26 protein-coding genes and 1 tRNA gene are annotated in these 26,070 nt (G+C 71.7%); 7 read left to right on the top strand and 20 right to left on the bottom strand.

Annotation, left to right across the window (positions count from 1 at the left end; all coding sequences use genetic code 11):
• The first annotated feature begins 30 nt into the window (after positions 1 to 30).
• Entirely contained in the window at positions 31 to 942 is a 912-nt protein-coding gene (locus ACYVC6_RS05900) for a helix-turn-helix domain-containing GNAT family N-acetyltransferase (RefSeq protein WP_460711929.1), read from the top strand.
• Positions 943 to 947: 5 nt separating this feature from the next.
• Here the strand turns inward: ACYVC6_RS05900 and ACYVC6_RS05895 are convergent, their stop codons facing one another.
• The 6 genes from ACYVC6_RS05895 to ACYVC6_RS05870 form a co-directional block, all read right to left on the bottom strand.
• A complete protein-coding gene (locus ACYVC6_RS05895; protein WP_460711927.1) occupies positions 948 to 3,251 on the bottom strand; it encodes a heavy metal translocating P-type ATPase in 2,304 nt (767 codons plus the stop codon).
• A complete protein-coding gene (locus ACYVC6_RS05890; RefSeq protein ID WP_460711925.1) occupies positions 3,241 to 4,161 on the bottom strand; it encodes a hypothetical protein in 921 nt (306 codons plus the stop codon). Before ACYVC6_RS05890 ends, ACYVC6_RS05895 begins: the two co-directional genes overlap by 11 nt.
• 4 nt (positions 4,162 to 4,165) lie before the next feature.
• Positions 4,166 to 4,372 carry a heavy-metal-associated domain-containing protein gene (locus ACYVC6_RS05885; protein ID WP_460711923.1) on the bottom strand — a complete coding sequence of 69 codons (207 nt, stop codon included), beginning with the start codon at positions 4,370 to 4,372 and terminating at the stop codon, positions 4,166 to 4,168.
• The gene (locus ACYVC6_RS05880; RefSeq protein ID WP_460711921.1) at positions 4,369 to 4,665 is read right to left on the bottom strand and encodes a metal-sensitive transcriptional regulator; all 297 of its coding nucleotides are present in this window, start codon (positions 4,663 to 4,665) and stop codon (positions 4,369 to 4,371) included. The genes ACYVC6_RS05885 and ACYVC6_RS05880 overlap by 4 nt, the downstream gene beginning before the upstream one ends.
• A gap of 79 nt (positions 4,666 to 4,744) precedes the next feature.
• A complete protein-coding gene (locus ACYVC6_RS05875) occupies positions 4,745 to 4,900 on the bottom strand; it encodes a hypothetical protein (RefSeq protein WP_460711919.1) in 156 nt (51 codons plus the stop codon).
• Positions 4,901 to 5,118: 218 nt separating this feature from the next.
• Positions 5,119 to 5,322, bottom strand: coding sequence for a cold-shock protein (locus ACYVC6_RS05870; protein ID WP_028650227.1), 204 nt, complete (start codon positions 5,320 to 5,322; stop codon positions 5,119 to 5,121).
• Between the two features lie 614 nt (positions 5,323 to 5,936).
• Here ACYVC6_RS05870 and ACYVC6_RS05865 point away from each other — a divergent pair.
• From ACYVC6_RS05865 to ACYVC6_RS05850, 4 genes are all read left to right on the top strand, one after another.
• Positions 5,937 to 7,259 (top strand): hypothetical protein, encoded by a 1,323-nt coding sequence (locus tag ACYVC6_RS05865; protein ID WP_460711917.1) that lies wholly within the window; start codon positions 5,937 to 5,939, stop codon positions 7,257 to 7,259.
• 199 nt (positions 7,260 to 7,458) lie between these two features.
• Positions 7,459 to 7,531, top strand: a tRNA-Lys gene (locus ACYVC6_RS05860).
• Between the two features lie 195 nt (positions 7,532 to 7,726).
• Positions 7,727 to 8,176: a CBS domain-containing protein gene (locus tag ACYVC6_RS05855; RefSeq protein ID WP_460711915.1), complete on the top strand. Its 450-nt coding sequence runs from the start codon at positions 7,727 to 7,729 to the stop codon at positions 8,174 to 8,176.
• A 72-nt stretch (positions 8,177 to 8,248) separates the two neighbouring features.
• Positions 8,249 to 9,079: a lysophospholipase gene (locus ACYVC6_RS05850; protein ID WP_460711913.1), complete on the top strand. Its 831-nt coding sequence runs from the start codon at positions 8,249 to 8,251 to the stop codon at positions 9,077 to 9,079.
• A 136-nt stretch (positions 9,080 to 9,215) separates the two neighbouring features.
• Here ACYVC6_RS05850 and ACYVC6_RS05845 read toward each other — a convergent pair whose 3' ends face one another.
• Together ACYVC6_RS05845 and ACYVC6_RS05840 are read right to left on the bottom strand one after the other, a co-directional pair.
• Positions 9,216 to 9,980, bottom strand: coding sequence for a crotonase/enoyl-CoA hydratase family protein (locus ACYVC6_RS05845; RefSeq protein ID WP_460711911.1), 765 nt, complete (start codon positions 9,978 to 9,980; stop codon positions 9,216 to 9,218).
• Positions 9,977 to 11,224: an acyl-CoA dehydrogenase family protein gene (locus ACYVC6_RS05840; RefSeq protein ID WP_460711909.1), complete on the bottom strand. Its 1,248-nt coding sequence runs from the start codon at positions 11,222 to 11,224 to the stop codon at positions 9,977 to 9,979. Before ACYVC6_RS05840 ends, ACYVC6_RS05845 begins: the two co-directional genes overlap by 4 nt.
• Positions 11,225 to 11,268: 44 nt before the next feature.
• Between ACYVC6_RS05840 and ACYVC6_RS05835 the strand changes: the two genes are divergently transcribed.
• A complete protein-coding gene (locus ACYVC6_RS05835; RefSeq protein WP_460711907.1) occupies positions 11,269 to 12,435 on the top strand; it encodes an acyl-CoA dehydrogenase family protein in 1,167 nt (388 codons plus the stop codon).
• On the opposite strand, the gene ccsB is transcribed toward ACYVC6_RS05835, so the two are convergent.
• From ccsB to hemL, 6 genes are read right to left on the bottom strand one after another with little or no spacing between them, the layout of a single operon-like run.
• Entirely contained in the window at positions 12,422 to 13,429 is a 1,008-nt protein-coding gene (gene ccsB, locus ACYVC6_RS05830) for a c-type cytochrome biogenesis protein CcsB (RefSeq protein ID WP_460711905.1), read from the bottom strand. The genes ACYVC6_RS05835 and ccsB overlap by 14 nt on opposite strands.
• Complete coding sequence (gene resB / locus ACYVC6_RS05825; protein WP_460711903.1) at positions 13,426 to 15,024, bottom strand: cytochrome c biogenesis protein ResB; 1,599 nt, start codon at positions 15,022 to 15,024, stop codon at positions 13,426 to 13,428. Before resB ends, ccsB begins: the two co-directional genes overlap by 4 nt.
• Positions 15,021 to 15,785 (bottom strand): cytochrome c biogenesis CcdA family protein, encoded by a 765-nt coding sequence (locus tag ACYVC6_RS05820; protein ID WP_460711901.1) that lies wholly within the window; start codon positions 15,783 to 15,785, stop codon positions 15,021 to 15,023. Before ACYVC6_RS05820 ends, resB begins: the two co-directional genes overlap by 4 nt.
• Before the next feature lie 3 nt (positions 15,786 to 15,788).
• Positions 15,789 to 16,358 (bottom strand): TlpA family protein disulfide reductase, encoded by a 570-nt coding sequence (locus ACYVC6_RS05815; RefSeq protein WP_460711899.1) that lies wholly within the window; start codon positions 16,356 to 16,358, stop codon positions 15,789 to 15,791.
• Positions 16,355 to 17,035, bottom strand: coding sequence for a histidine phosphatase family protein (locus ACYVC6_RS05810; protein WP_460711897.1), 681 nt, complete (start codon positions 17,033 to 17,035; stop codon positions 16,355 to 16,357). Before ACYVC6_RS05810 ends, ACYVC6_RS05815 begins: the two co-directional genes overlap by 4 nt.
• A gap of 11 nt (positions 17,036 to 17,046) precedes the next feature.
• The gene (gene hemL, locus ACYVC6_RS05805) at positions 17,047 to 18,390 is read right to left on the bottom strand and encodes a glutamate-1-semialdehyde 2,1-aminomutase (protein WP_460711895.1); all 1,344 of its coding nucleotides are present in this window, start codon (positions 18,388 to 18,390) and stop codon (positions 17,047 to 17,049) included.
• 271 nt (positions 18,391 to 18,661) lie between these two features.
• On the opposite strand from hemL, the gene ACYVC6_RS05800 reads away from it, so the two are divergent.
• Positions 18,662 to 19,837 carry a lytic transglycosylase domain-containing protein gene (locus tag ACYVC6_RS05800; protein WP_460711893.1) on the top strand — a complete coding sequence of 392 codons (1,176 nt, stop codon included), beginning with the start codon at positions 18,662 to 18,664 and terminating at the stop codon, positions 19,835 to 19,837.
• Positions 19,838 to 19,982: 145 nt separating this feature from the next.
• Here the strand turns inward: ACYVC6_RS05800 and hemB are convergent, their stop codons facing one another.
• From hemB to ACYVC6_RS05770, 6 genes are all read right to left on the bottom strand, one after another.
• A complete protein-coding gene (gene hemB / locus ACYVC6_RS05795; RefSeq protein ID WP_460711891.1) occupies positions 19,983 to 20,981 on the bottom strand; it encodes a porphobilinogen synthase in 999 nt (332 codons plus the stop codon).
• A gap of 5 nt (positions 20,982 to 20,986) precedes the next feature.
• Positions 20,987 to 22,663, bottom strand: coding sequence for a bifunctional uroporphyrinogen-III C-methyltransferase/uroporphyrinogen-III synthase (locus tag ACYVC6_RS05790; RefSeq protein WP_460711889.1), 1,677 nt, complete (start codon positions 22,661 to 22,663; stop codon positions 20,987 to 20,989).
• 32 nt (positions 22,664 to 22,695) lie between these two features.
• Positions 22,696 to 23,685 (bottom strand): hydroxymethylbilane synthase, encoded by a 990-nt coding sequence (hemC, locus tag ACYVC6_RS05785; protein ID WP_460711887.1) that lies wholly within the window; start codon positions 23,683 to 23,685, stop codon positions 22,696 to 22,698.
• Positions 23,682 to 24,986 (bottom strand): glutamyl-tRNA reductase, encoded by a 1,305-nt coding sequence (locus ACYVC6_RS05780; RefSeq protein WP_460711885.1) that lies wholly within the window; start codon positions 24,984 to 24,986, stop codon positions 23,682 to 23,684. Before ACYVC6_RS05780 ends, hemC begins: the two co-directional genes overlap by 4 nt.
• Positions 24,983 to 25,672 carry a redox-sensing transcriptional repressor Rex gene (locus ACYVC6_RS05775; RefSeq protein WP_460711883.1) on the bottom strand — a complete coding sequence of 230 codons (690 nt, stop codon included), beginning with the start codon at positions 25,670 to 25,672 and terminating at the stop codon, positions 24,983 to 24,985. Before ACYVC6_RS05775 ends, ACYVC6_RS05780 begins: the two co-directional genes overlap by 4 nt.
• 158 nt (positions 25,673 to 25,830) lie before the next feature.
• The gene (locus tag ACYVC6_RS05770; RefSeq protein WP_460711881.1) at positions 25,831 to 26,070 is read right to left on the bottom strand and encodes a glutaredoxin family protein; all 240 of its coding nucleotides are present in this window, start codon (positions 26,068 to 26,070) and stop codon (positions 25,831 to 25,833) included.

The following is a 26,070-nucleotide window of genomic DNA, read 5'->3' as shown; positions in this document are numbered from 1 at the left end:
CATCGATCACTGTCGATGTAAGGTGGCGGCGTGAGCACGCTCGACATCACCCCTGTTCCCTCGGCGGTCGAGCCGGACGACTGCTGCGAGCCGGCGGCCGCCGCACCCCGGGCCGGCCTCGACCCGGCCGCCGCCGCGACGTACGCCGAGTGGTTCGCGACGCTGTCGGACCCCACCCGGGTCCGACTGCTCCACACCGTCTCGACGGCGCCCGCGGGGTCGGTGCGGGTGGGCGATCTCGCCGAAGCACTCGGCATCAGCCAGTCGACCTGCTCCCACCACGTGCGGCGGCTGGCCGAGGTGGGGTTCGTGGCCGTCGACAAGGTCGGCACGGCCTCGGTCGTCTCGGTCAACCCGGCGTGCTGCTCCGGCCTCCCCCACGCCGCCGACGTCGTGATGGGCACGCTCGCCGAGGCACCGTGCTGCCCGGACGACCTGCCCGAGGGCGTCACCACCCGCGCGATGACCGACGCCGACCTCCCTGTCGTGCGCGACATCTACGCGGAGGGCATCGCCACCAGGAACGCCACCTTCGAGACCGAGGTGCCCCCGCTCGAGACGCTCGCGGACAAGTGGCTGCCGGGGCACCGCTGGGTCGCCGAGACCGCCGGCGACGAGGGCCCGGTGGTCGTGGGCTGGACCGGGGTCAGCCCGGTGTCGTCGCGGTCGTGCTACGCCGGCGTGGGCGAGACGAGCGTCTACGTCGCCGAGGCGGCGCGCGGCCGGGGCGTGGGGAAGGCGCTCCTCTTCCGCCAGGTCACCGAGGCCGACGCGGGCGGCCTGTGGACGCTGCAGACCTCGATCTTCCCCGAGAACCGAGCCTCCATCGCCCTGCACCACGCGGCGGGCTACCGCACCCTGGCCGTGCGTCCCCGGATCGCGCAGCTCGACGGGGTCTGGCGGGACACGGTGCTCCTCGAGCGCCGGCGTGCCGACGACTGACCCGCCTACGTGAAGCGGCGCAGCCGCAGGCTGTTGCTGACCACGAAGACCGACGACAGCGCCATCGCCGCACCCGCCACCATCGGGTTGAGCAGGCCGGTCATCGCCAGCGGCAGGGCGGCCAGGTTGTAGCCGAACGCCCAGACCAGGTTGCCCTTGATCGTGGTCAGGGTGCGGCGCGAGAGCCGCACCGCGTCCGCCGCGCTGCGCAGGTCACCCCCGACGAGCGTGAGGTCGGCCGCGGCCATCGCGGCGTCGGTGCCCGTCCCGAGCGCGATGCCCAGGTCGGCCGTGGCCAGCGCCGCGGCGTCGTTGACCCCGTCGCCGACCATTGCCACGACCCGGCCCTGCTCCTGCAGCCGGGCCACCTCCGCGACCTTGTCGGCGGGCAGTACGCCGGCCACCACGGTGTCGATGCCCACCTCGGCGGCGACGGCCCGGGCCGCCACCTCGTGGTCGCCGGTCAGCAGGATCGGCTCGAGCCCCAGCGCCCGCAGGTCGCGCACCGCCTCGGCAGAGGTCGCCTTGACGACGTCTGAGACGACCAGGACCCCGCGGGCCCGTCCGTCCCAGCCCGCCAGCACCGCGGTCCGGCCCGCCTCCCGGGCCCGGGTCATCGACGCCTCGAGCTCGGGCGGGACAGTCATCCCCCGCGACGTCACCAGCTCGGGGCGCCCCACTACCACCTCGCGCCCCTCGACGGTCCCGCTCGTCCCCAGCCCGTCGTGGCTTTCGAAGTTGTCCACAGCGGGGGCCGGGCGGCGGGATAGTCCCAGACGTTCCGCACCGGCCTGCGGCGTGTCGCCGTGCGAAACGTCTGGGACTATCGCGCGGGCCACCGGATGCAGCGAGCCTGCAGACACAGCAGCGGCCAGACGGCGTACGTCGTCGGCGTCCTCGCCGTCGGCGGCGACGACGTCGACGAGGGTCATCTGCCCGGTCGTGACGGTGCCGGTCTTGTCGAGGACCACGGTGTCGACGCGGCGGGTCGACTCGAGCACCTCCGGGCCGCGGATCAGGATGCCGAGCTGGGCGCCTCGGCCGGTGCCGACCAGCAGGGCGGTGGGCGTGGCCAGGCCCAGGGCGCAGGGGCAGGCGATGATCAGGACCGCCACCGCGGTGCTGACCGCGAACGCCCCACCGGTGCCCGCGCCCACCCAGAAGCCCAGCGTGGCCACGGCCAGGGCGACGACCACGGGCACGAAGACGCCCGAGATCCGGTCGGCGAGCCGCTGGACCTGGGTCTTGCCGTGCTGGGCCTCCTCGACCAGCCGCGCCATCTGCGCCAGCCGGGTGTCACTCCCGATCCGGGTCGCCCGCACGACGATCCGGCCGCCGGCGTTGAGGGTGGCGCCGGTGACCTCGTCGCCGGGTCGCACCTCGACCGGCACCGACTCGCCGGTCAGCATCGAGGCATCCACCGCCGAGCTGCCGCGCTCGACGACGCCGTCGGTGGCGACCTTCTCCCCCGGCCGCACCACGAAGTGGTCGCCCACGCTCAGCCGATCGACGGGGATGCGCGTCTCCGCGCTGCCGTCGGGTCCGTCGGCGAGGACCGCCACGTCCTTGGCACCGAGGTCCATCAGCGCGCGCAGCGCCGCACCGGCCCGGCGCTTCGAGCGGCGCTCGAACCAGCGACCGGCCAGCAGGAAGGTGGTGACGCCGGTGGCCGCCTCCAGGTAGATCGAGTCGAGCCCGTCACTGCGCTCCACCGTCAGCTCGAAGGGGTGCGTCATCCCGATCTCGCCCGCCGAGCCCGCGAACAGGGCCGCCAGCGACCAGGCGTACGCCGCGAGCACCCCCACCGAGACGAGCGTGTCCATCGTGGTCGCCGCGTGCCGGAGGTTGGTCCACGCGGCCCGGTGGAACGGCCAGGCGCCCCAGACGACCACCGGGGTCGCCAGCGTCAGCGACGCCCACTGCCAGGCGTCGAACTGGAGAGCGGGCACCATCGCCAGCAGCACGACCGGCACGGTGAGCAGCACCGAGACCACGAGCCGCTGGCGCAGCCGGTCGAGCTCGGGGTCCGCGCCCTCCTCGGCAGCGGCGGCGCCGGACCCGTCCTGCGGCGCGGGCGGCGCGGGCGGCCTGGGGAGCGCGGCGGCGTAGCCCGCCGCCGAGACGGTGGCCAGGAGGTCGTCGGCGGTGACCGGCTCGGCGTAGGTCACCCGCGCCTTCTCGGTCGCGTAGTTGACGCTCGCGGAGACGCCGTCCAGCTTGTTGAGCTTGCGCTCGATCCGGTTGGCGCACGACGCGCAGGTCATGCCGGTGATGTCGAGCTCGACGTCACGGGTCAGGTCAGTGCTCATCGCTGTCCTCCACGCTCAGGGTGAACGCCGCGGCGTGCACGGCTCCCGCGTGCTCGAACTCCAGGAACAGCCGGTAGCGCCCCGCGCTCGGGAAGGTCACGGCGAACGGGACGGTGGGGCCCGCGCCGGCCGCGCCCGCCGGGTGGCCGTGGATGTAGGCGAGGTCGCCGTCGCGGAGCACGACCAGGTGACCGGGCTCCCCGAGATAGTCACCCAGGTCGGTGACCGGGAGTCCGTCGCGGCGCACGGTGGCCACGACGGGCGTCTCCTCCCCGGCCACCGGCGAGGCATCCAGGGTCACCTCGTAGCCATCGACAGAGGCCACCAGCGCGTCCTCGCCCAGGGGCGCGCTGCTCCCGGGCCCCTCGGCCACCAGGTCCGCCCCCAGGACGACCTGGTCTCCGCCGGCCGGGACGAAGTCCGCGAGCACGCGCCACGAGCCGGGCTCCAACGCCACGGTGGTGGACCACTCGCCGGACGCCGGGTCCAGGGTCGGGTGGAGGTGCTGGAACCCGGTGAGGTCGCGGCGTACGACGATCAGGTGCAGGTCGCGCTCGTGCGCCTCGTCGTACGCTCTGACCGGCTCGCCGTCGGGGCCGACGACCGTGAACATCAACGGCTGCTCGCCCGGGGCGAACCGGGTCGCCGACAGCTCGAGCCGGTAGCCGTCGAGCTGCTGGACCAGGCCCGTGGTCACCGCGCTCGCAGTGTCCTCGGCGTGCTCCTCGCCGTGGGGCAGGGCCTCGGCCGTCCCTCCGGAGGCGTGCTCGTCGTCGGCCGGATGGGCGGGCGCGGCGCCGACGTCCACCGGACCGACCAGTCGGCCCAGGCCGAGGGCGGCCACGAGGACGACCGCCAACACCGCGACGTACGCCGCGGCGCGCACGGGTGCTTTGTCGAACCGGGTCATCGGGTCAGGCCAGCGTGTAGCCGGCCTCGTCCACCGCCGCGGCCACGTCGGCGCGGTCCAGCGGCTCGGCGCTGGTCACGACCACGCGGCCGGTCGCGAGGTCGACCTCGACGTCCTCGACACCGGCCAGCGCGGCGACCTCCTCGGTCACCGAGGCGACGCAGTGGCCGCAGGTCATGCCGGTCACGGTCCAGGTGCTGGAGACGGTCATGCCCTCACCAGCCTGGCGATCGCGTCGACGGCCTCGCCCACCTTGGCCCGCCCCTCGGCGTCCCCGGCGCGTGCCGCGTCGACGACACAGTGGTTCATGTGGTCCTCGAGCAGGTTGATCGAGACCGCCTGCAGGGCCTTCGTCATGGCGGAGACCTGAGTGAGGATGTCGATGCAGTATTTCTCCTCCTCGACCATCCGCTGCAGGCCGCGGGCCTGGCCCTCGATCCGCTTGAGACGGGCCAGGACGTCGTCCTTGTGGTGTAGGTAGCCGTGGCTTGTCGTGTCACTCATGCCCCTACCCTACCCCCCTAGGGTAATTCGTCAAGGACGAACGACCACGGACGACGACGGGGCGCCGGACGGGCCTGGGTCAGCTCGCCAGCGGGGTGACGCCGAGGATGGCGTCGATCTGAGCCGTCGTGAGGTGCTCGTCGGTCTCGCTCGCGGCGATGATGAGGTTGGTGGTGAGCTCCACCTCGCCGAGCAGGTCGGCGTCCTCGAGGGTCACATCGAACTGGTCATGCACCCGAGACACCCCTCTCGACGGACAGCTTTGGATTGACAACGACGGAGTAACGGCGACGGTACCCCGCGCGGGGTTGGTCCTGCGACCCAGCGTAGACCGCTCGGCGTCCCTGCGGCTCTGATCCGAACGGGTGGTTGGTCACCGCCGCAACACCACCCGGACAGGACACGAGGCCCCACCCGAGCGGGTGGGGCCTCGCATCTGCAGACTCGGGTGAGTCAGAGAGGGCGAACGTTCTCAGCCTGGGGGCCCTTGGGACCCTGGGTGACGTCGAACTCGACCTTCTGGTTCTCGTCCAGCGACTTGTAGCCCTGGGACTGGATCGCCGAGTAGTGCACGAAGACGTCGTCGCCGCCGTCCTCCTGCGCGATGAAGCCGAAACCCTTCTCGGCGTTGAACCACTTCACGGTGCCTTGAGCCATTGCTCGTTAACTCCTATATCGGTGCGATGAAGCCCTCACTTCGAGGACCCCGCATCAGATGCGGTGACACGTCGCTCCGAGATGTGGAAAAGGGCACCACACTTACGAAACGCCGTTGGATCACAAACTCCGCGGGCGTCAGACCAGCTGGAACTTTGCACCTGTTGCAGGCATGACACTACCAAGCCTGGCCGCCCTGCAAACCCCATGGCGGGGTCTGTGTGATTCGCGGGCGTGAAACTTCGTGGACGACTCGGTGACCTCTCTGCGACGCCGGCTGCGACGCCGGCCCGCCCGCCCCACTCGCGACGCGCTTCTGTTACCCCCATGTGGCCGATGGGTGTCGTCGAGGTGCCCTGGTCTAGATGGATTGCCTCCTCAGGCGCCCCATTGATCTCAGAAGTGCACAGATTCCTCACATTTGTGGGCCGTTCGTACTAGTCCGATGTGACTAGGTACGCGGACATCGAATGACTGGTAACGAAGTCTGTTCACAACCTGTTACTCGGGGTCCACCCTTGTGGTGTGACCTCCCCCCAGGGTCACTCCCCACCAGGGAAGCGGTCCGATCCCCCGGTCGGCCGCCTCCCAAGACCCCACCTGGATGGCCCCCGATGTCCAAGTACTCGCATTTCCCCCGTCCCCGCCAGTCCCTGCGCCGCGTCGCCGGCGCGGCACTCGCGATCGGCACCGCCGCCGCGGTCCTCCCGCTGGCGAGCCTCGACACCGCCGTCGCCAACACCGGCGGGACGACCTACTACCTGTCCCCCAGCGGCAACGACTCGGCGAGCGGCACCAGCCCCGAGCAGGCGCTGAGGTCGGTGGGCCGCGTGGAGAGCCTCAACCTCCAGCCCGGCGACAAGGTCCTGCTCGAGCGCGGCGCCTCGTTCACCGGCAAGCTCGGCGTGTGGCGCAGCGGCACCGCCGCCAAGCGCATCACGATCGGCGCCTACGGCCCCAAGAGTGCCGGCAAGCCCCGCCTGAGCAACAACACCAACGACTTCTGCGTGATGGTCGGCGCGTCCTACGTCACGGTCACCAACATCCGGGTCTCCGGGTGCCGGGTGGGCATCTGGAGCCGGGGCACCGAGAACCTGATCACCAGGGTCGAGGCCACCAAGAACATGCACGGCATCGAGGTGGACGCCGGCTCGCTGCGCACCCGCGTGGTCCGCAACTACCTGCACCACAACGACGTCATGGCCGCCAACACGCCCGGCGCGTACGACGACTACGGCGCCGTCGGTGTCGTGGTGGTCGGCGACGACACCGAGGTCGCGTTCAACAGGATCACCGACAACTGGGCGCCCTCCGCCGACTTCGGCAGCGACGGCTCGGCGGTCGAGATCTACGGGGGCATCGGCACCGTGGTCCACCACAACGTCGCCAAGAACAACCGGACCTTCACCGAGCTGGGCAACAGCCGGTCCGCGGACACGACGTACGCCTACAACGTGGCCACCTCGTCGTTGCAGGACTCCGAGTTCCTGATCACCCGGGGCACCGACGACTACTTCGGCCCCGTCCGCGGCACGGTCGCCGTCAACAACACAGTCAAGCTCACCGGCAGCAACTCACGCGGCTTCGTCTGCTACGCCGGCTGCACCACGGATCTGTTCGCGATGTACAACAACATCTTCGACGTGGCCGGTCTCATCGGTCACCTCGAGGGCCAGCGCGCCGGCGGCAACAACATCTACTGGAGGGGCTCCATGTGGAGCGTCACCCTCCTCCCGGGTGACCGGGTCATCGACCCGCAGTTCCGCAACTCCCGCCTGGGTCTCCGGGCCGGCAGCCCCGCGGTCGACCGGGTCAAGAAGGCCACGATGAAGCGGGATCTGCGCGGCACCAAGGTCGGCGTCGACGGCAACGGCGATGGCAAGCGCGGCTCCGACATCGGCGCCCTCGAGGTCAAGAACGCCAAGCGGCGTCACTGAGTCACCCCTGAGCGACCACTGAGCTACGACAACTGAATCTCCCCAGAACCAGCCCGGGGACCCCGAGGGGTCAGGGTCCCCGGGCTCGGGAAACCACCAGGGGGTCGTTTCCCACCCGTAGTCCCTGATTCCTGACACCGGCCCGGGGGTGGCAGGATTCAGGGACTACGCGCGCGTCCACCCAGCGCCGTTCGCCCCCGGGCCCCTAGCTCAATTGGCAGAGCAGGAGACTTTTAATCTCTTGGTTGTGGGTTCGAGTCCCACGGGGCCTACGCCGGCCGTGTTTGCCTTCGCCGGCCGCGGATGTGATGAGCCCGGTCCTCTTTGACCGGGCTCATCCCCGGGCGCAAGGAGGGGCCCATCCGGAGGGGCCGAAGGGCGGCCAGACCCGGGACGTTGTGCCCGGTTCAACGCGGCGCCGGAGCCCAAGACTGGGGTGACAGATCCCCCTAGTGGAGGTGCTTTCGATGACCAGCCCGCGACCCGAGCGTCCCGTCTCCACCATCATGAGCTGGCCCGTGGCCACGATCGACCACGAAGCCACCTTGTCCGAGGCCGTCGACACGCTGGCCGGCGACTCGATCGGTGTCGTGCTCGTGCTGCGCGAGGGCGGCCTGGCCGGCATCCTCTCCGAGCGCGACGTCGTCTCCCACCTGGCCGCGGGGGCCGACCCGGAGCACCTGCTCGTGGGGGAGGCCATGGTCCCCGACCTGGTGACGATCCAGTCCGACGAGCCGATCCTGGACGCCGCCCGGGTGATGCTCGACGCCGAGATCCGCCACCTCCCGGTGCTCACAGACAACCTGCTCGCCGGTGTCGTCTCGCTGCGCGACGTCGTGGCCTCGCTGGTCGCCGCCGTCGACGGCGACACGCTGGTCGTCCCAAGCGGGACCCGGATCGTGGTCAGCACCGGCTGAGCGCCGCCTCGCGCCGACCTCGGCCGCGGTGTGTCACTAGGATTCGCGCACAACGCGACCGAGGAGACCTGGATGACCCGTTCGACCAGCACGTTCAGCGGGGTCGGTGGCACCACCATCGAGTACGACGTCTACGAGCCGGCCGGCCCGCCCAAGGGCCTGATCCTCGTCGTGCACGGCCTGGGCGAGCACCGGGGCCGCTACGCCCACGTCGCCGAGCGGCTCACCGCCCTCGGTCTCCGGGTCGCGGTGCCGGACCACCGCGGCCACGGCAAGTCGGGCGGTCCCCGCTGCGACACCCGCGACGTCTCGGACTACACCGCCGACCTGGAGACGCTGCGCAAGCTCACCCTCGTCGACGGGGCACCGACCTACCTCCTGGGCCACAGCATGGGCGGGCTCATCGCGCTCGACTACGCGCTGGACCACCAGGCCGACCTCGCCGCGCTGGTGCTCTCGGGCCCGCTGGTGCTGCCCGGCGAGGACCAGCCGCCGTGGCTGGTCGCGATCGCCAAGGTGCTCGGCAAGGTCGTGCCGACCCTGGGCACGCTCGCGCTGGACCCCAAGAGCGTCTCGCGTGACCCGGAGATCGTCGAGGCCTACGAGAACGATCCGCTCAACTACCACGGCAAGGTCAAGGCGGGCACCGGCGCCGCGCTGCTCAACCGCCTCCAGACGTTCCCGGCCCGGCTGCCGTCGCTGACCCTTCCGCTGCTGGTCATGCACGGCGAGAAAGACAAGCTGACCAATCCGGAGGGCAGCAAGCTGGTCGACGAGCTCGCCGGCTCGACCGACAAGACGCTGACGATCTATCCCGGCCTGTTCCACGAGATCTTCAACGAGCCCGAGCAGGACCAGGTCCTCACCGACGTGACGACCTGGCTCGAGAAGCGGATGGGCTGATCGCCCGGTGGGAGTTTCATCGGCCGGCCGACGAAACTCCCGCGAGCGCGCCACGAAACTCACGCTTGGACGACGAAGGTTCGTCGTCCCGGCGTGGGTTTTGTCGGCCGGCCGATGAAACTCCCGCGGGCCGGGGCTAGCGCCCCTTCCAGACCGGCGGCCGCTTCTCGGCGAACGCGGTCGCACCCTCCTGGGCGTCCTCGGAAACGAAGACCGGCATCATCAGCTCCGACTGCTTCTGCCACCCCTCCTCGGTCGACCAGTCGCGCGAGGAGGTCGCGATCTGCTTGGTGACCGCGACCGCGAGCGGCCCGTTGGCGGCGATCGTCGCGGCCAGCGCCAGCGCCCCCTCGAGAGCCCCGCCCTCGGGGGTGAGCCGGTTGACCAGGCCCAGGTCCGCGGCCCGCTGGGCGTCGATCGGCTCGCCGGTCAGGAGCAGCTCGAGCGCGATGGTGCGGGGGATGCGCTGCGGCAGCAGCAGCGCGGCGCCGGCTCCGGCGACCAGCGCCCGCTTGACCTCGGGTACGCCGAACCGCGCGGTCTCCGCGGCCACCACCAGGTCGCAGGCCAGCACCAGCTCGAAGCCACCGGCCAGGGCCCAGCCCTCGACGGCGGCGACGAGCGGCTTGCGTGGCGGCGCCTCGGTGAGACCGCCGAGCCCGCGACCCTCGATGACCGGCACCTCGCCCGTCAGGAACGCCTTGAGGTCCATGCCGGCCGAGAACACTCCCCCGGCCCCGGTGAGGACGCCGACGCGCAGGTCGTCGTCCGCGTCGAGCTCGTCGAGCGCCGCCGCGATGCCCGCGGCGACCGCGCCGTTGACGGCGTTCTTGGCCTCCGGCCGGTTGATCGTGATGACCAGGACGCCGTCGCGGCGCTCGGTGAGGACGGAGTCGGTCACGAACCCTCCCCGATCCGGAAGGTGGGCTCGCGGGTCAGCTCGTGCCGGCCGAGCGAGGCCAGGTGCACCTCGTCCGGCCCGTCGAAGATGCGCATCGCCCGATGCCAGCCATAGAGCGCGGCCAGCGGTGTGGCGCTCGAGACGCCCGCGCCGCCGTGCACCTGGATCGCCCGGTCGATGACGCCGGTGACGATGCGCGGGACGGACACCTTGGCGGCCGCGATGAGATGACGGGCCGCCTTGTTGCCCTCGCTGTCGACGGCGTACGCCGCTCGGTGGCACAGCGCCCGCGCCTGCTCGAGCTCGACACGGGACTCCGCGATCCGCTCGCGCACCGCCGACTGCTCGGCCAGGGTCTTGCCGAACGCGGTCCGCGACTTCGTGCGCTCGACCATCAGCTGCAGCGCCCGCTCGCCGGCCCCAAGGGCACGCATGACGTGGTGGATCCGGCCAGGACCCAGCCGGGCCTGGGCGTTGGCGAAGCCACCGCCCTCCTCGCCGAGCAGGTTGGCGACCGGGACGCGGACGTCGTGGAAGTCGAGCATGCAGTGACCGTGCCGGTCGTAGCCGCCGAAGACCGGGTAGTCGCGCACGACCTCGACGCCAGGGGTGTCGGCGGGGACGATGACCATCGACTGCTGGCGGTGGGTGGGTGCGTCCGGGTCGGTCTTGCCCATCACGATGAACACCCGGCACCGCGGGTCGGCGGCGCCGCTGATCCACCACTTGCGTCCGCTGATGACGTACTCGTCGCCGTCGCGCACGATCCGGGTCTCGATGTTGGTCGCGTCCGAGCTCGCGACCGCCGGCTCGGTCATGGCGAACGCCGAGCGGAACTGCCCGTCGAGCAGCGGCTCGAGCCACTCCTTCTTCTGCTGGTCGGTGCCGACCAGGTGGAGCAGCTCCATGTTGCCGGTGTCGGGAGCCGCGCAGTTGGTGCCCTCCGGGGCGAGCTCGAGCGACCAGCCGGTCAGCTCGGCCATCGGGGCGTACTCCAGCTGGGTCAGGCCCGACTCCGAGGGCAGGAAGAGGTTCCAGAGGCCGCGCTCCTTGGCCTTGGCCTTCAGCTCCTCCAGCACGGGCGGGGGCTCGCGGCCGTCGAGGCCGGCCTGGGTCTGGCCGCGCTCGAGCTGCGCCTCGGCGGGGAACACCTCGTCCTGCATGAACGCCACCAGGGCGTCGTAGAGCTCGGCGGCCCTGGCGGAGGGTGCGGGGAACGCGGGGTACATCGCGGAACCGGTCACAGGTGCAGACTGCCACGTGGCGACCCGCCGCATACCGTGGGCCCATGACCGCCCGACGCGTGCTGCCGACCGACGAGACCGCCGACCTGTTGCGGCTGGTCAGGCAGATCGCGACCGACGAGCTGGCACCCAGGTCGGCGGCGGCCGAGGCGGACGGCTCCTTCCCGCGCGACGTGTTCCTGATGCTCGGACGCACCGGTCTGCTGGGACTCCCCTACCCCGAGGAGTACGGCGGCAGCGCGCTGCCCTACGAGGTCTACCTCCAGGTGCTCGAGGAGATCGGTGCCGTCTGGGCGTCGGTGGGCGTCGGGGTGTCGGTGCACGCGCTGTCCTGCTTCGGCCTGGTCACCCGCGGCACCGAGGAGCAGAAGCGGCGCTGGCTGCCCGACATGCTGGGCGGCGAGCTGCTCGGCGCCTACTGCCTCTCCGAGCCGCACGCCGGCTCCGACCCGGCCGCGATGCGGACGTCCGCGCGCCGCGACGGTGACGAGTGGGTCATCAAGGGCACCAAGGCCTGGACGACGCACGGCGGCTTCGCAGACTTCTACAAGGTGATGGCACGGACGGGCGAGGGCCGCAACGACATCTCGTGCTTCCTGGTGCCCGCCGACGCGCCCGGCCTGTCGGCGAACCCGCCGGAGAAGAAGATGGGCCTCACCGGGTCGACGACGACGGCGATGAACTTCGACGACGTCCGCATCCCCGCCGACCGGCTGCTCGGCGCCGAGGGCGAGGGCCTGAGGATCGCGCTGGAGGGACTGGACTCCGGCCGGCTCGGCATCGCCGCGGTGGCGACCGGCCTGGCGCAGGGAGCCCTGGACGCCGCACTGGCGTACGCGCAGGAGCGGGAGACCTTCGGCAAGCGGATCATCGACCACCAGGGCCTCGCATTCGTGCTGGCCGACATGGAGGCCAACACCCAGGCGGCGCGCGCGATCACGCTGCACGCGGCCCGGCTCAAGGACGCCGGCCTGCCGTTCCGGCGCGAGGCGTCGGTCGCCAAGCTGGTGGCGACCGACAACGCGATGAAGGTGACGACCGACGCGGTCCAGGTCTTCGGTGGATACGGCTACACCCGCGACTTCCCGGTCGAGCGCTACATGCGCGAGGCCAAGGTGATGCAGATCTTCGAGGGCACCAACCAGATCCAGCGGATGGTCATCGGCCGGTCGCTCGACACCGACGAGCCGGGTGGGATCAGCTCGGCCTGATTGTGGGGTCGCGGGGGCTGGAGGATTCCCCCGTCAGCAGCGCCGACTGCGCATTCGCATACGAGTGCTGGCTGGAGCTCGAGAAGTAGTTGATGCCGATGAAGTTGAACCACAGCGTGGCGGTGCCGACCAGGGCCAGGATCGCGGCGTTGCGGCCCTTCCAGCCGGCGGTCGTACGGGCGTGCAGGTAGGCCGCGTAGACGACCCAGGTGATGAACGCCCAGACCTCCTTGGGGTCCCAGTTCCAGTAGGACGACCACGCCTGGTGGGCCCAGATCGGACCGGTGATCAGGACCGCGAAGGTCCACACCGGGAACGCGAAGGCGTGGATCCGGTAGGCGACCCGGTCGAGGACCTCGAGGGCCGGCACTCGGGAGAGGAGGGCGCCGTCGCCGCCGCGGCGCGCCTTGACGAGATAGACCACGGAGATGAGGCCGCCGACGGTGAAGGCTCCGGTGGCGAGGATCGCGGACACGACGTGGATCACCAGCCACGGCGAGTCGAGGGCGTCGGGAAGCGGGCCCACCGGGTCGTAGAGCCAGATCACCGCGACCATCAGCAGCGCGACGACCGTGGCGACGACCAGGGGGCCCATCCAGGCCAGGGAGAAGCGGCGGTAGAGGACCAGGTAGACCAGCGCGACCACGAAGGTCCCGGAGATCGTGAACTCGTACATGTTGCCCCAGGGCACCCGGTCGGGGTCCGCGCTCATGCCCCGGCCGACCAGGCCCAGCAGGTGCAGGCCCGCGCCGAGGCCCGTGAGGAGCAGGCCGAGCCGCCCGAACAAGGCGACCCGGTGCTCGTCGACGGCTGGTAGATCGTCGGGCCGCCCAGACGCCGGCGCCTCGGCACCGACGTGCACGGTCACCTTGGCCCGGCGCGAGCCGACGAACGCCGACCACTCGACGAGGTGCGCGATCAAGGCCAGGAAGTAGACGACGCCGGCGGCCGCGATGGCCTGCTGGCTGAGGTCGCCCCACGAGGCGTCGGTCATGGCCCGTCCTTCTCCTTGGCGCGCAGGTCGCTGGCCAGTCGGTCGACCAGGTCGTCGAGGACCGAGCGTACGTCGCCCCCGCCGGACCGTTCGAGGCCGGCCACCTCCACCAGCGTTGCGCCGCCGTCGGTTGCGGTCGCCCGCACCCAGACCCGGCGCGAGCGGATGAACAGCGAGCCCATCAGCCCGACCAGGGCCAGCACCACCCCGGCGAGCGCGATCCGCTTGCCGGGCGTCTGGCTGATCTGGATCCGCTGCCAGGAGTACATGTCCTCGAAGGTCACCGACCCGAGCCCCTCGGGGAGGTCGACGGTCTCGCCGATGCTCAGGTCGATCCGGTAGGGCTGCCCGTTCTTGCCGGGCACCGCCACGGCGTTCGACTTGTCGAGGACGTAGACCGACTGCGACTGACCGGTGTCCATGTTGAGGTCGCCGGTCCACACGTTCAGCGAGAGCAGGGGGTTGTCGGCCGCGCCGTAGAGGTTCCTCGGGTTGCCGTCGGCCAGCACGAAGGTCGGGTAGAGGAACCCCTCGAGCCCGATCTGGTCCGGCTCGGCGTCCGGAGCCTTGATCACGCCGAAGCTGAGCAGGTCAGGTCCCTGCGGCAGGAACACCGTCGGGCCGGAGTAGGCGATCTCGCCGCTGCCGTCGCGGACGGTGACCACAGGGGCATACCCGTGCCCGATGAGGAAGAGCTCGGTGCTGCCGACCTTCAGCGGGTGGTTGACCCGCAGGTCGTACTGCTCCTCCGCGCCGTCGCCCTCGCGGTAGCGGACGTCGGCGTTGAAGTTGCGGGCCATCCCCCTGCGCTCACCGCCGGTGATCCACTCCACGTCGAAGTCGTCGACGGTGAAGCGGAAGTCGTCCATCCGGTCAGCCTGGAAGAGGCTGCCGGGCACGAAGTCGTCGTACTGCGTCGGGTTGTTGGCGAACGGCGTCCCGGTGACCAGGATGACGCCGCCCTTGTAGCCGAACAGCCCACCCAGGGCGAAGCCCACCAGCACCACGAGCACCGCCAGGTGGAACAGCAGGTTGCCGACCTCGCGCAGGTAGCCGCGCTCGGCGCTCACCGCCGTGTCACCGGAGTCCTCCGCGCGGAGCCGGTAGCCGCGGCGCTTCAGCTCGGCCCGGGCCGCGGCGAGCACCTCGGCCGGGTCGGCGTCGGTGCGGTAGGTCGCGTGGTCAGGAAGCCGGGTGAGGTTGCGCGGCGCCGCGGGCGGCGGCTTCCGGATCGCCCGGGCGTAGACCATCGTGCGCGGAACGATGCAGCCGACCAGCGACGCGACCAGCAGCAGGTAGATCGCGGCGAACCACGGCGAGCCGTAGACGTCGAAGAGCCCGAGCTTCTCGTAGACCGGCGTCAGGGTCTCGTGAGCCTCCTTCCACCGGGTGGCGTCGAGCGCGTCGACGTCCTGCTGGGGGATCACCGACCCGGGTACGGCGGCCAGAGCGAGCAGCAGGAGCAGAACCAAGGCTGTGCGCATCGAGGTGAGCTGTCGCCAGCTCCAGCGCGCCAGCTCACGCAGGGTCAGCTCACCGGTCCGCCGCCGCGGCGGCTCGTGCTCGGTGTCGGAGAACACGTCGGTGGCGGTCACACGCTCACCTCGAAGTCGCTGACGAGCTGGATCTGCACCCAGGTGACGGCCTCGGCCCACAGCCCGGTCAGCAGCGCGACGCCGATCAGGATGAGGAGTCCCCCGCCGATCCGCATCACCCACACCTGGTGCCGACGGACCCAGGCGAACGCGGTCAGCGCCCGCCGCCAGGCCAGTGCCGCGATGATGAACGGGATGCCCAGGCCCAGCGAGTAGAACGCGAGCAGAAGCCCGCCGCGGGAGCCGGTCTCGTTGTAGGCCAACGTCAGGATGACGCCCAGCGTCGGGCCGATGCAGGGCGTCCAGCCGAGCCCGAAGAGGAAGCCCAGCACCGGCGCCGCGGCGAGACCCACGGCCGGCACCCGGTGCACGCGCAGGTCCCGCTGGGACCACGGCAGCAGGTTGGTGAGCGCACCCATGAAGACCAGCCCTAGCACGATCGCCAGGATCCCCAGCACGACGTCGAAGGTCCGCGCGTTGACGAAGAAGAACCTGCTGACACTGCCGGACAGCACGCCGAGCCCGACGAAGACGACGGAGAACCCGAGCACGAAGAGCACCGCACCGGCCAGCATCCGGCCCCGGCGTACGTCGCCGGCAGCCAGGTCGGCGCCGGACAGGCCGGTGGCGTAGGAGAGGTAGCCGGGCAGCAGCGGCAGCACGCAGGGCGAGAAGAACGAGACCAGGCCGGCCAGCACCGCGACCGGGATCGCCAGCGCCAGCGCGCCCGACCCGGCGGTCTGCTGGAACCAGTCGGCCATCCCTCAGCCGTCCTCGGCGAGGACGTCGGCGATGACGTCGCGCAGCGTGACGGCGCTGGTGATCTCGCCGGTGACGAGCGCCGCGAGCCGACCGTCGCGGTCGAGCACCGCGGTGCTGGGGAGCGCCCGGGGCTGGATGCGCCCGAACGCCAGCAGCACCTCGCCCCCGGGGTCGTAGAACGACGGGAAGTCCACCTCGATCCCGCGCATGAAGGAGCGCGCGTTGTCCGCGCTCGTGTCCCGGATGTTGATGCCCAGGAGCACCGCGTCGTCACCCAGGTCGTCGACGACGTCTGCCAGCACTGGCATCTCCCGACGGCAGGGGAGGCATCCGGACCACCAGACGTTGGCGACGACGACCGAACCGCGGTAGTCGGCCAGGTCGAGCTCGTCGCCGGCGATCGACTGCCCCGACGCCTCCACCGGGGCCTCCCGGTCCTCCGGCTCGATGACGACGACCCCCTCACCGCCGACGTAGTCCTTGCCGTCCGTGCCCTGGAGGTCGCTGCAGCCGGCCACGGTCAGCAACCCGACCGCGACCGCGAGCGCAGCGACTCTCGGCAGTCTGCTCACGCCGGGGGCTGATTCTCCTCGGGCGCACCACCGGCGGAGAACGGCGCCGACTTGTGCTTGATGGGGATGAGGTCGCCGGCGGGCTCGCTGTAGGACACCTGGGTGAGCTGGTCGCCGACGAAGTGGAAGGACGTCAGCGAGCAGAGCGTGCACTGGCGCTTGCGGGGGTCGTGCAGGAACGAGCGCTTCTCGGCGGCCAGCCGGGTCGTCCAGATCGGCAGCTGGTGGGAGACGACCACCGCCTCGTGGCCGGCGGCGGCGATCCGGGCGTCGTGCACCGCCGACATCATCCGGGCCACGATGTGCTTGTAGGGCTCGCCCCAGGAGGGGCGCCAGGGGTTCCAGAGGTGCCGCCAGGCCGACGGCTTGCGCAGCGCGCCGTCGCCGACGCCGAACCGCTCGCCCTCGAACACGTTGGTCGACTCGATCACCCGCTCGTCGGTGACGATCTCGAGTCCGCGGGCCTTCGCCAGCGGACGCCCCGTCTCCTGGGCCCGCTCGAGCGGTGAGGACACCACGTGCACGATGTCGCGCTCGCCGATCACGTCGGCGACCCGCTCGGCCATCCGCACCCCGAGCTCGGAGAGGTGGTAGCCGTCGCGCCGCCCGTAGAGCACGCCCTCGGGGTTGTAGACCTCGCCGTGGCGCAGCAGGTGGACGGTCGTGTCGGGGGTCATGGGGCTCCTGTTCAGGCTTGGGTGGCTGCGGCCGCGCGGGCCGCGGCGGGCAGCGCGTCGAGGACGGCGGACACCGCCCGGTCGTCGTGGGCGGAGGAGAGGAACCACGCCTCGTAGGCCGACGGCGGGAGGTAGACCCCGGCGTCGAGCATCGCGTGGAAGAAGGCGGCGTAGGCATCCGTGTCGGTGCGCGAGGCCTCGGTGAAGTCGCGGACCGGGCCACCGGTGAAGAAGACCGAGAACATCGTGCCGGTGCTCTGGACGACATGCTCGACGCCGGCGACCGACAGGGCGTCAGAGGTCGCCGCCTTGATCGTGTCGCCGACCCGGAGGAGGTGGGCGTAGACGTCGTCGGTGGCCAGCCGCAGGGTCGCCAGGCCGGCCGCGGTGGCGACCGGGTTGCCCGACAGCGTCCCGGCTTGGTAGACGGGCCCCTCGGGCGCCAGCAGAGCCATGACGTCCGCGCGACCCCCGAACGCCGCCGCCGGGAAGCCGCCGCCCATCACCTTGCCGAACGTCATCAGGTCGGGGACCCAGCCCTCGGCGGCGCCGTCCAGCCCCCACTGGCCCTGCCTGGAGGCCCGGAAGCCGGTCATCACCTCGTCGCTGACGAAAAGCGCGCCGTGCCGCCGGCAGATCTCGGCGAGGAAGCCGTTGAACCCGGGCTCCGGGGGAACGACCCCCATGTTGCCCGGGGCCGCCTCGGTGACCAGGCACGCGATCCGGTCGCCGTGCTCGGCGAACGCCGCCTCGACCGCCGACCTGTCGTTGTAGGGCAGCACGAGGGTCAGCGCGGTCGAGGACTCGGGAACCCCGGGGGTGCCCGGCACCGCGAACGTCGCGAGCCCGGAGCCAGCCGCGGCAAGCAGGGCGTCGACGTGGCCGTGGTAGCAGCCGGCGAACTTCACCACGACGTCGCGCCCGGTGAAGCCGCGCGCGAGCCGGATCGCCGACATCGTCGCCTCGGTGCCGGAGCTGACCAACCGCACCTTCTCCACCGGGGTGCGGGCCACGATCTCCTCGACGAGCTCGACCTCGGTCTCGGTGGGGGTGCCGTACGACGTCCCGCGGGCGACCGCGGCCAGCACGGCCTCCTGCACCTCGGGGTGGGCGTGCCCCAGCAGCAGCGGTCCCCACGAGCAGACCAGGTCGACGTAGTCGTTGCCGTCGACGTCGGTCAGCCAGGCGCCACGGCCGGAACCCATGAACCGGGGGGTGCCGCCGACCGCGTTGAACGCCCGCACCGGGGAGTTCACACCTCCCGGGGTGACCGCCTTCGCGCGGTCGAACAGCGCCGCGGACCCGGCGACGCCGCGCAGGCCCGAACCGGGGGTCGAGTCGACTGCGGGAGGCACCGCCTCATCATCCCCGAGCCGCTCAACCCTGGCCCAACCGGGCCATAGGCAGGCACTCGGCGCCCGGCGTACCTTGGTCTGGACCAGGGGAGGGAACGGTCGGTTTCCGCGTCACGTCCGAGGGGTATCACCGTTGGCAACGTGACGGTGACCACACACTGTTCGACCTGTGCGCTCGGGAGCACAGCGTAACTTCGGAGCAACCCGGGTCGTTGGAAAGCCTGCGATGCTCTGGAGGGGGCATCAAGGGAGCAACCGGGAGATCACTGCAATGACCGCACAGTCCGAACGCACCGGCCGCCTGCGCAAGGCCACCGCGCTGCTGCCACTCGCCCTGCTCTCGGCCGCGTTCACCGCGAGCATCGCCGGCGCCAACGCACCGGCCGTGCTCGCCGCCGGCGCACCCACCGCGGACGCGACCCTGCCCGACGGCACCGCGGTGCCGACCCAGGCGATCGAGGCACCCGCCAGCGTGTCCAACGGTGACAGCCTCGGCATCGGCAACGCCAACGCGTCGCAGATCGTCTCCACCGCCTCCACCTCCGGCATCCCTTCCGCGGCCCTCAGCGCCTACCAGCGCGCCGAGACGGTCATCAACGCGGCGGACAAGTCCTGCAACCTCACCTGGCAGCTGATCGCCGCCATCGGTCGCGTCGAGTCCAACCACGGCCGCGCCAACGGCAACGTCCTGGACAACACCGGCCTCGCCGTCCCCGGCATCTACGGCATCCCGCTCAACGGCTCCAACAAGACCGCCGAGATCCTCGACACCGACGCCGGCCAGTACGACAACGACACGACCTACGACCGCGCGGTCGGCCCGATGCAGTTCATCCCCTCGACCTGGTCGGTGGTGGGTGTCGACGCCGACGGCGACGGCGTCCGCAACCCGCAGGACGTCGACGACGCGGCGCTGGGCACCGCGGTCTACCTCTGCTCCGGCTCCGACGACCTGGCCACCGACGCCGGCCGTCAGTCCGCGGTCTACCGCTACAACCACTCCCAGTCCTACGTCGACCTGGTGCTCTCCATCATGGAGGCCTACACGCTCGGTGACTTCACCTCGGTGCCCAACAGCACCGTGGCGGCCGGTTACCTGGTCCGTGACCCCGACCCGGTCGTGGGCGGCAACGGCCAGGGCCAGCAGGAGATCAAGACTCCTGAGCAGGACGACGAGGACACCGAGCCGACCGCACCCACCGAGCCGACCGAGGCGCCGCCGGCCAGCGGTGGCGGCGGCAACGGCGGCGGCGGTGGCGGTGGCACCAACACCAGCACGCCCAGCCTGCCGCCGGTCGAGGTCCCCGACCTGCCGTCCACGTCCGTGGAGCCGGTCGACGAGGTCCTCAACCTGGCCGAGGCCACCGCCCAGTGCCTGGCCGACGGGATCAGCCAGCTCGACGTCGCGGCGTTCGCCGCCTGCCTCGAGGGCTACATGAACCCGTAGCGGGTGCGGACAACGCGGGCCACGCGGGCCACGCGGGAGTCTGATGCGTGGCCCGGGGGCGTCGAGACACACCTTCTGGCTGTCCTGAGGGCCAGATGACAACCAGTACGTGCGTCTCGACGCCCGCAGAGCCGCGCCGCCGGGGTCAGCGGCTGATGAGGCGGGCGGCCTCGGCGGCCCAGTAGGTCAGCACCACGTCGGCGCCGGCCCGCCGGATCGAGGTGAGGGACTCCAAGATGGCGGCCTCGCGGTCGATCCAGCCCTGCGCGGCCGCGGCCTCGACCATGGCGTACTCGCCGGAGACGTTGTAGGCCGCCACCGGGACGTCGACGGCGTCGCGGACGGCCCGGACCACGTCGAGGTAGCCGAGCGCGGGCTTGACCATCACCACGTCCGCCCCCTCCTCGACGTCGAGCAGCGCCTCGCGCACGCCCTCGCGGCCGTTGCGGGGGTCCTGCTGGTAGGTGCGTCGGTCACCGACCAGTGAGCTGTCCACCGCCTCCCTGAAGGGGCCGTAGAACGCCGAGGCGTACTTCGTCGAGTAGGCGAGCACCGCGACCTCGGCGTGGTTGGCCGCGTCCAGGGCGTCCCGGACGACGCGAACCTGGCCGTCCATCATCCCGCTCGGCCCGACCACGTCGACGCCGGCGTCGGCCTGGGCGCGGGCCATCTCGGCGTAGATCTCGAGGGTGGCGTCGTTGTCGACGCGGCCATCGGGGGTGAGGACGCCGCAGTGCCCGTGGTCGGTGAACTCGTCGATGCACAGGTCGCTCATCACGGTGAGCGCGTCACCGACCTCGCCCACCACGTCGGTGATGGCGAGGTTGAGGATCCCACCGGGGTCGACGGCTCCGGTGCCGGTGGCGTCCTTGGTCTCCGGGATGCCGAACAGCATCACCCCACCGAGCCCGAGGTCGGCCGCCTCGGCCACCGCCTTGAGCAGCGTGCCTCGGGTGTGCTGGACGACGCCCGGCATCGAGGAGATCGCGACCGGTTCGTCGATGCCCTCGCGCACGAAGAGCGGCAGCACCAGGCTGCGCGGTTCGAGCGACGTCTCGGCGACCAGGGCGCGCAGGCCGGGCGTACGGCGCAGCCGGCGGGGCCGCACCAGCGGCCGGGTCACCTCGACGCCGTCCTCGCCCATGTCGGCTACTCCGCCCGGCGCCTGCGGGCCGAGGGCTTGCGCTCGGACGGACGCGTGACCGGCTGGCCGGCCTCGAGCATCTCCAGGCGGCGGGCCGCCCCGAAGTCGGCCAGCGCGTCGACCAGCACCTCGACGTCCGGCTTGGCGGCCAGGACGTCGACCCGCAGACCGTGCTCCTCGGCGGTCTTGGCGGTGGCCGGGCCGATGACCGCGATGACGGTCGAGGGATGCGGCTTGCCGGCGATGCCGACCAGGTTGCGCACCGTCGAGGACGAGGTGAACACCACCGCATCGAACCGGCCGGACTTGATCGCGTCACGGGTCTCGGCCGGCGGCGGGGTGGCCCGGACCGTCCGGTAGGCGGTGACGTCGTCGCACTCCCAGCCCAGGTCGATCAGGCCGGCGACCAGGTTCTCGGTCGCGATGTCGGCGCGCGGCAGGAAGACCCGGTTGATCGGGTCGAGCAGCTCGTCGTACTCCGGCCAGTCCGCCAGCAGGCCGGCGGCGGACTGCTCGCCCGAGGGCACCAGGTCGGCGCGCAGGCCCCAGGCCGCGATCGCGGCGGCGGTCTTGTCACCGACCGCGGCGATCTTGAGCCCGGAGAAGGCGCGGGCGTCCAGGCCGTACTCCTCGAACTTCTCGCGGACCGCCTTGACGGCGTTGACCGAGGTGAAGGCGATCCACTCGTAGCGCCCCTCGACCAGCCCACGGACGGCCTTGTCCATCTGCAGCGGGTTGCGCGGCGGCTCGACGGAGATGGTGGGCACCTCGTCGGGGACCGCACCGTAGCCGCGGAGCCGGGCGGCCAGCGGACCGGCCTGGTCCTTGGTGCGCGGCACCAGCACCCGCCAGCCGAACAGGGGCTTGGTCTCGAACCAGGAGAGCGTCTCGCGCAGGTCGACGACGTCTCCGATCACGATGATCGCGGGCGGCGCCATCCGGGCGGCCCGGACGTCGGCGGCGAGGTTCTCGAGGGTGGAGATCACCGTCTCCTGATCGGTGGTGGTGCCGACCCGGGTCATCGCGACCGGGGTCTGCGGCGAGCGCCCGGCGTCCATGAGCGCCTTGGCGACCTCGCCGCACATGTTGACGCCCGAGAGCAGCACCAGCGTGCGGTCGTCGGCGTACTGGCTCCAGTCCACCGAGCTGTGGCACGTCACCACGGCCACCTCGCGGTGGTTCTTGGTGGTCAGCGGGATGCCGGCGTAGGCGGGCACCGCCGAGACCGAGGAGACGCCCGGGACGATCTCGAAGGGCAGGCCGGCCTTGGCGCAGGCCTGGGCCTCCTCCGGCCCGGAGGCGTAGAGGAACGGGTCGCCGGTCATCAGGCGCACGACGCGGCGCCCGCCCTTGGCCTGGCGGACGACCACCTTCGCGCGGGCGGCGTGGGTCAGGGGCTGACCGTCCTCGCCGAAACCACCGTCGACGAACGTCGGGCCCTCGACGGCTGCCGGCTCCTCCGCCCCGTCAGCGCTGTTGGCGGCCGGGGGCTCGGTGATGCCGAGCAGCCGACGAACCATGGGTGCGTGCTCGGGGGACTCGGTCACCACGACGTCGGCCTGCTTGAGCAGGTCGACGGCGCGCACCGTCAGCAGGTCGGGGTCGCCGGGGCCGCTGCCCACGAACGACACCCAGCCGCGGGTGGTGGTCTCGCCCTCTGAAGTGGTCTTGCCTCGCGTCATGCGTCGTGCACCCTGTCTATCTCTTTGCGTGATCAGGTCGTGGGGTGGTTGGTCGTCTGGGTGGCGGCCTCGGTGGCGGCTTCGGTGCCTGCCTCGAGGTCGGCGGCGCCGTCGGCCAGCATCTCCTTGGCCAGGCGCTCGCCCAGCCCGGTGGCGTCGGTGACGTCGCCGGAGGCGGACCTGCGCACCGACAGCGTGCCGTCGGTCGACAGGGCGACCGCGCGGAGCCAGAGCTCCTCGCCGTCCTCACCCTCGACGACGTCGGCAAGCGCGCCGACCGGGGCCGAGCAGCCCCCTTCGAGGGTGGCCAGGACCGCGCGCTCGGCGGCAGTCGCGGCCCGGGAGGCCGGATGGTCGAGGAGTGCGAGCTGGGCGGCGAGGTCGGCGTCCGGGGTGGCGGCGCGGCACTCGACGGCCAGGGCGCCCTGACCGGGTGCGGGCAGCATCTGCAGCGGGTCGAGCACCTCGGTCACCTCCTCCAGCCGGCCGATGCGCGCCAGGCCGGCGCGGGCAAGCAGAACCGCGTCGAGCTCGCCCGATCGGACCTTGGCGACGCGGGTGTCGACGTTGCCACGAACTCCGACCACGTCCAAACCGAGGCCGAGGGCCAGCAGCTGGGCGACCCGGCGCGGTGAGCCCGTGCCGACCCGGCTGCCGGCCGGCAGCTCGCCCAGAGTCAGGCCGTCGCGGGCGACGACGACGTCGCGCGGGTCCTCGCGCGTGGGGATCGCCGCCAGGACGACCCCCTCGTGCGGGTAGGTCGGGAGGTCCTTGAGCGAGTGCACGGCGACGTCGACCTCGCCGGCCAGGAGCGCGTCGCGAAGGGCACCGACGAAGAGCCCCGTGCCGGCGGCCGGGACCGCGGCCAGCGGCGTGCCGCCGGCCTGGCTGCGGTCACCGTCGGTGGTCACCTCGACCAGCTCGGTCGCCCACCCGAGCCGCTGGCGCAACATCGCCGCCACGAGCTCGGCCTGGGTGGTCGCGAGCAGCGAGGCGCGGGTGCCGATCCTGACGGTCCTCACGGTGCCAGCCCCTCCGGCCTGGTGACCGCGTCGACCGCCTCGGGGTCGAGGGCGAACAGCTCGGCGAGCGCGGCGGCGTAGGACACCGCGCCCTCCTCGTTGGCCAGCTCCTTGACCCGCACGGTCGGCTCGTGGAGCAGCTTGTCGGCCACCCGGCGCATGGTCTGGAGGATCTCGGCGCGGGTCTCGTCGTCGAGGTCGGGCAGTCGGCCGGCGAGTCGGCTGACCTCGGCGTCGACGACGGCCGTCGCCATCGAGCGCAGCGCCACGACCGTCGGAGTGACGTTGGCCTGCCGCCGGGCCGCGAGGAAGGCAGTGACCTCCTCGGTGACGATCCGGCGCACCTCCTCAACCTCCCGGCCGGCCTCGGACGCGTGGAGCTCGTCCGCGAGGTCGCCCAGGTCGATCCGGGTGACCCCCGGCAGGTCGCTCACCGACGGGTCCACGTCGTGCGGCATGGCCAGGTCGACGAACGTCATGGGCCGACCCTCCGGCCGGGCCTCCTCGACCATCGCGCGGGTGATGAGGACGCCGGACGCCCCGACACACGCGATCACCAGGTCGGCGGCGGCCAGCGCGTCCGGGAGGTCGGCGAGCGTGGCCGGCGTGGCGGCGTACTCCGTCGCCAGACGGGAGGCCCGCTCCGGTGTCCGGTTGGCCACGGTCACCCGGTCGGCGCCCCGGCGCGTGACGGTCGCGGTCGCGAGCCCGGCCATCGCACCAGCACCGACGACCAGCACCCGGCGGCCGGCCACGGACCCCGGGTCGCCCGGCGAGCCGGACGAGCGGTCCAGGGCGGCGCTCACCAACGTCGGCGCCACCCGGTCGATGTCGGTCTCGGCGCGGGAGCGCTTCCCGACCCGGAGGGCCTGCTGGAACAGCACGTTGAGGGCGGGTCCGACGGTGCCCAGCTCCTGGCCGAGTCGCAGCGCGTCGCGGGTCTGGCCGAGGATCTGGCCCTCGCCGACCGCCATCGAGTCCAGCCCGGCGGCGACCTGGAAGAGGTGGGAGACCGCGCCGTCGTCGTAGTGGACATAGAGGTGCGGCAGCATCGACTCCGTCGAGTGACCCGCACGCTCGACGAGGAGCATGGAGAGCTCCTCGACCGAGCCGTGGAACCGGTCGACCTCGGCGTAGATCTCGACCCGGTTGCAGGTCGCGATGATCGTGGCCTCGACGACGTGCTCGCTCGCGGCGGCCTTCTGGACCAGCTTGGGCACGGCGTCCGCCTCCGGCGCCACGCGCTCGAGCAGCGCGACCGGAGCGGAGTTGTGGGAGATGCCCACGACGAGCACGCTCACGTGGTCACCTCCGCGACCTCGACGGTCCGCTGGTCGTGGCCCTTGCGCTGCTCGTGGTAGGCCAGGATCTGGAGCTCGATCGACAGGTCGACCTTGCGCACGTCGACGCCGTCGGGCACCGCGATCACCGTCGGCGCGAAGTTGAGGATGCTGCTGATGCCGGCGGCGACCATGGCGTCGGCGACTGCCTGGGCGGCGTTGGCCGGAGTGGCGATGACGCCGATCGCGACGCCGTGCTCGGCGACGATCTCGTCGAGGTCGTCGAACGGCCGGACGTCGATGCCGGCGACGACCTCGCGGTGTCGCTCGGGGTCGGCGTCGAGGAGGGCCACGACCCGGAAGCCGCGGCTGCGGAAGCCCGAGAAGTTGGCGAGCGCGTGACCGAGGTTGCCGATGCCGACGATGACGACAGGCCAGTCCTGGGTCACGCCGATCTCGCGGGCGATCTGGTAGCGCAGGTAGTCGACGTCGTAGCCGACACCGCGCGTGCCGTAGGAGCCGAGGTAGGAGAGGTCCTTGCGCAGCTTGGCGCTGTTGACGCCTGCCGCAGCGGCGAGCTCCTCGCTCGAGCAGGTCGTGATGTCCGCCTCGGCGAGTGCGCTGAGTGCCCGGAGGTAGACGGGCAGCCGCGCCACCGTGGCCTCGGGGATGTCCCGGGCGCTCTGGCCGTTCGTCCGTGCGGTCACTGGTGGTACCGGTCTTCTCTCCAGCCACCGGAGGGGAACCGAGAGGCCCGTCTGCCCCGGCGGCGATCGCGCTGATCAGGCTAGGCGCTTGTGAACGGGAGAACAAAACCGAACCATTGTCGGCAATACCACAGCGCCTGGACTTGACCGGGGGCGGGTCAGCCCGCCAGTGCCGCTCGCAGGCGCGCCTCGTCAACCCGCCAGAAGTCATGCTGCCGCCCGTCGACGAAGGTCACCGGTATCTCCTCGCCGAAGCGGTCCGCCAGAGCGGGGTCGTCGAGGATCGAGATCTCCTCGTACGACTCCCCGAGGTCCGCGCACACCCGCTCGATGACCGCCCGGGCGTCGTCGCACAGGTGACAGCCCGGCTTGCCGTAGAGGGTGACGCGAGCGGTCAC

The organism is Nocardioides dilutus, assembly GCF_054779555.1.
Note: the sequence above shows the minus strand (reverse complement) of the source record. Positions and strands in the feature narration are given on the sequence as shown.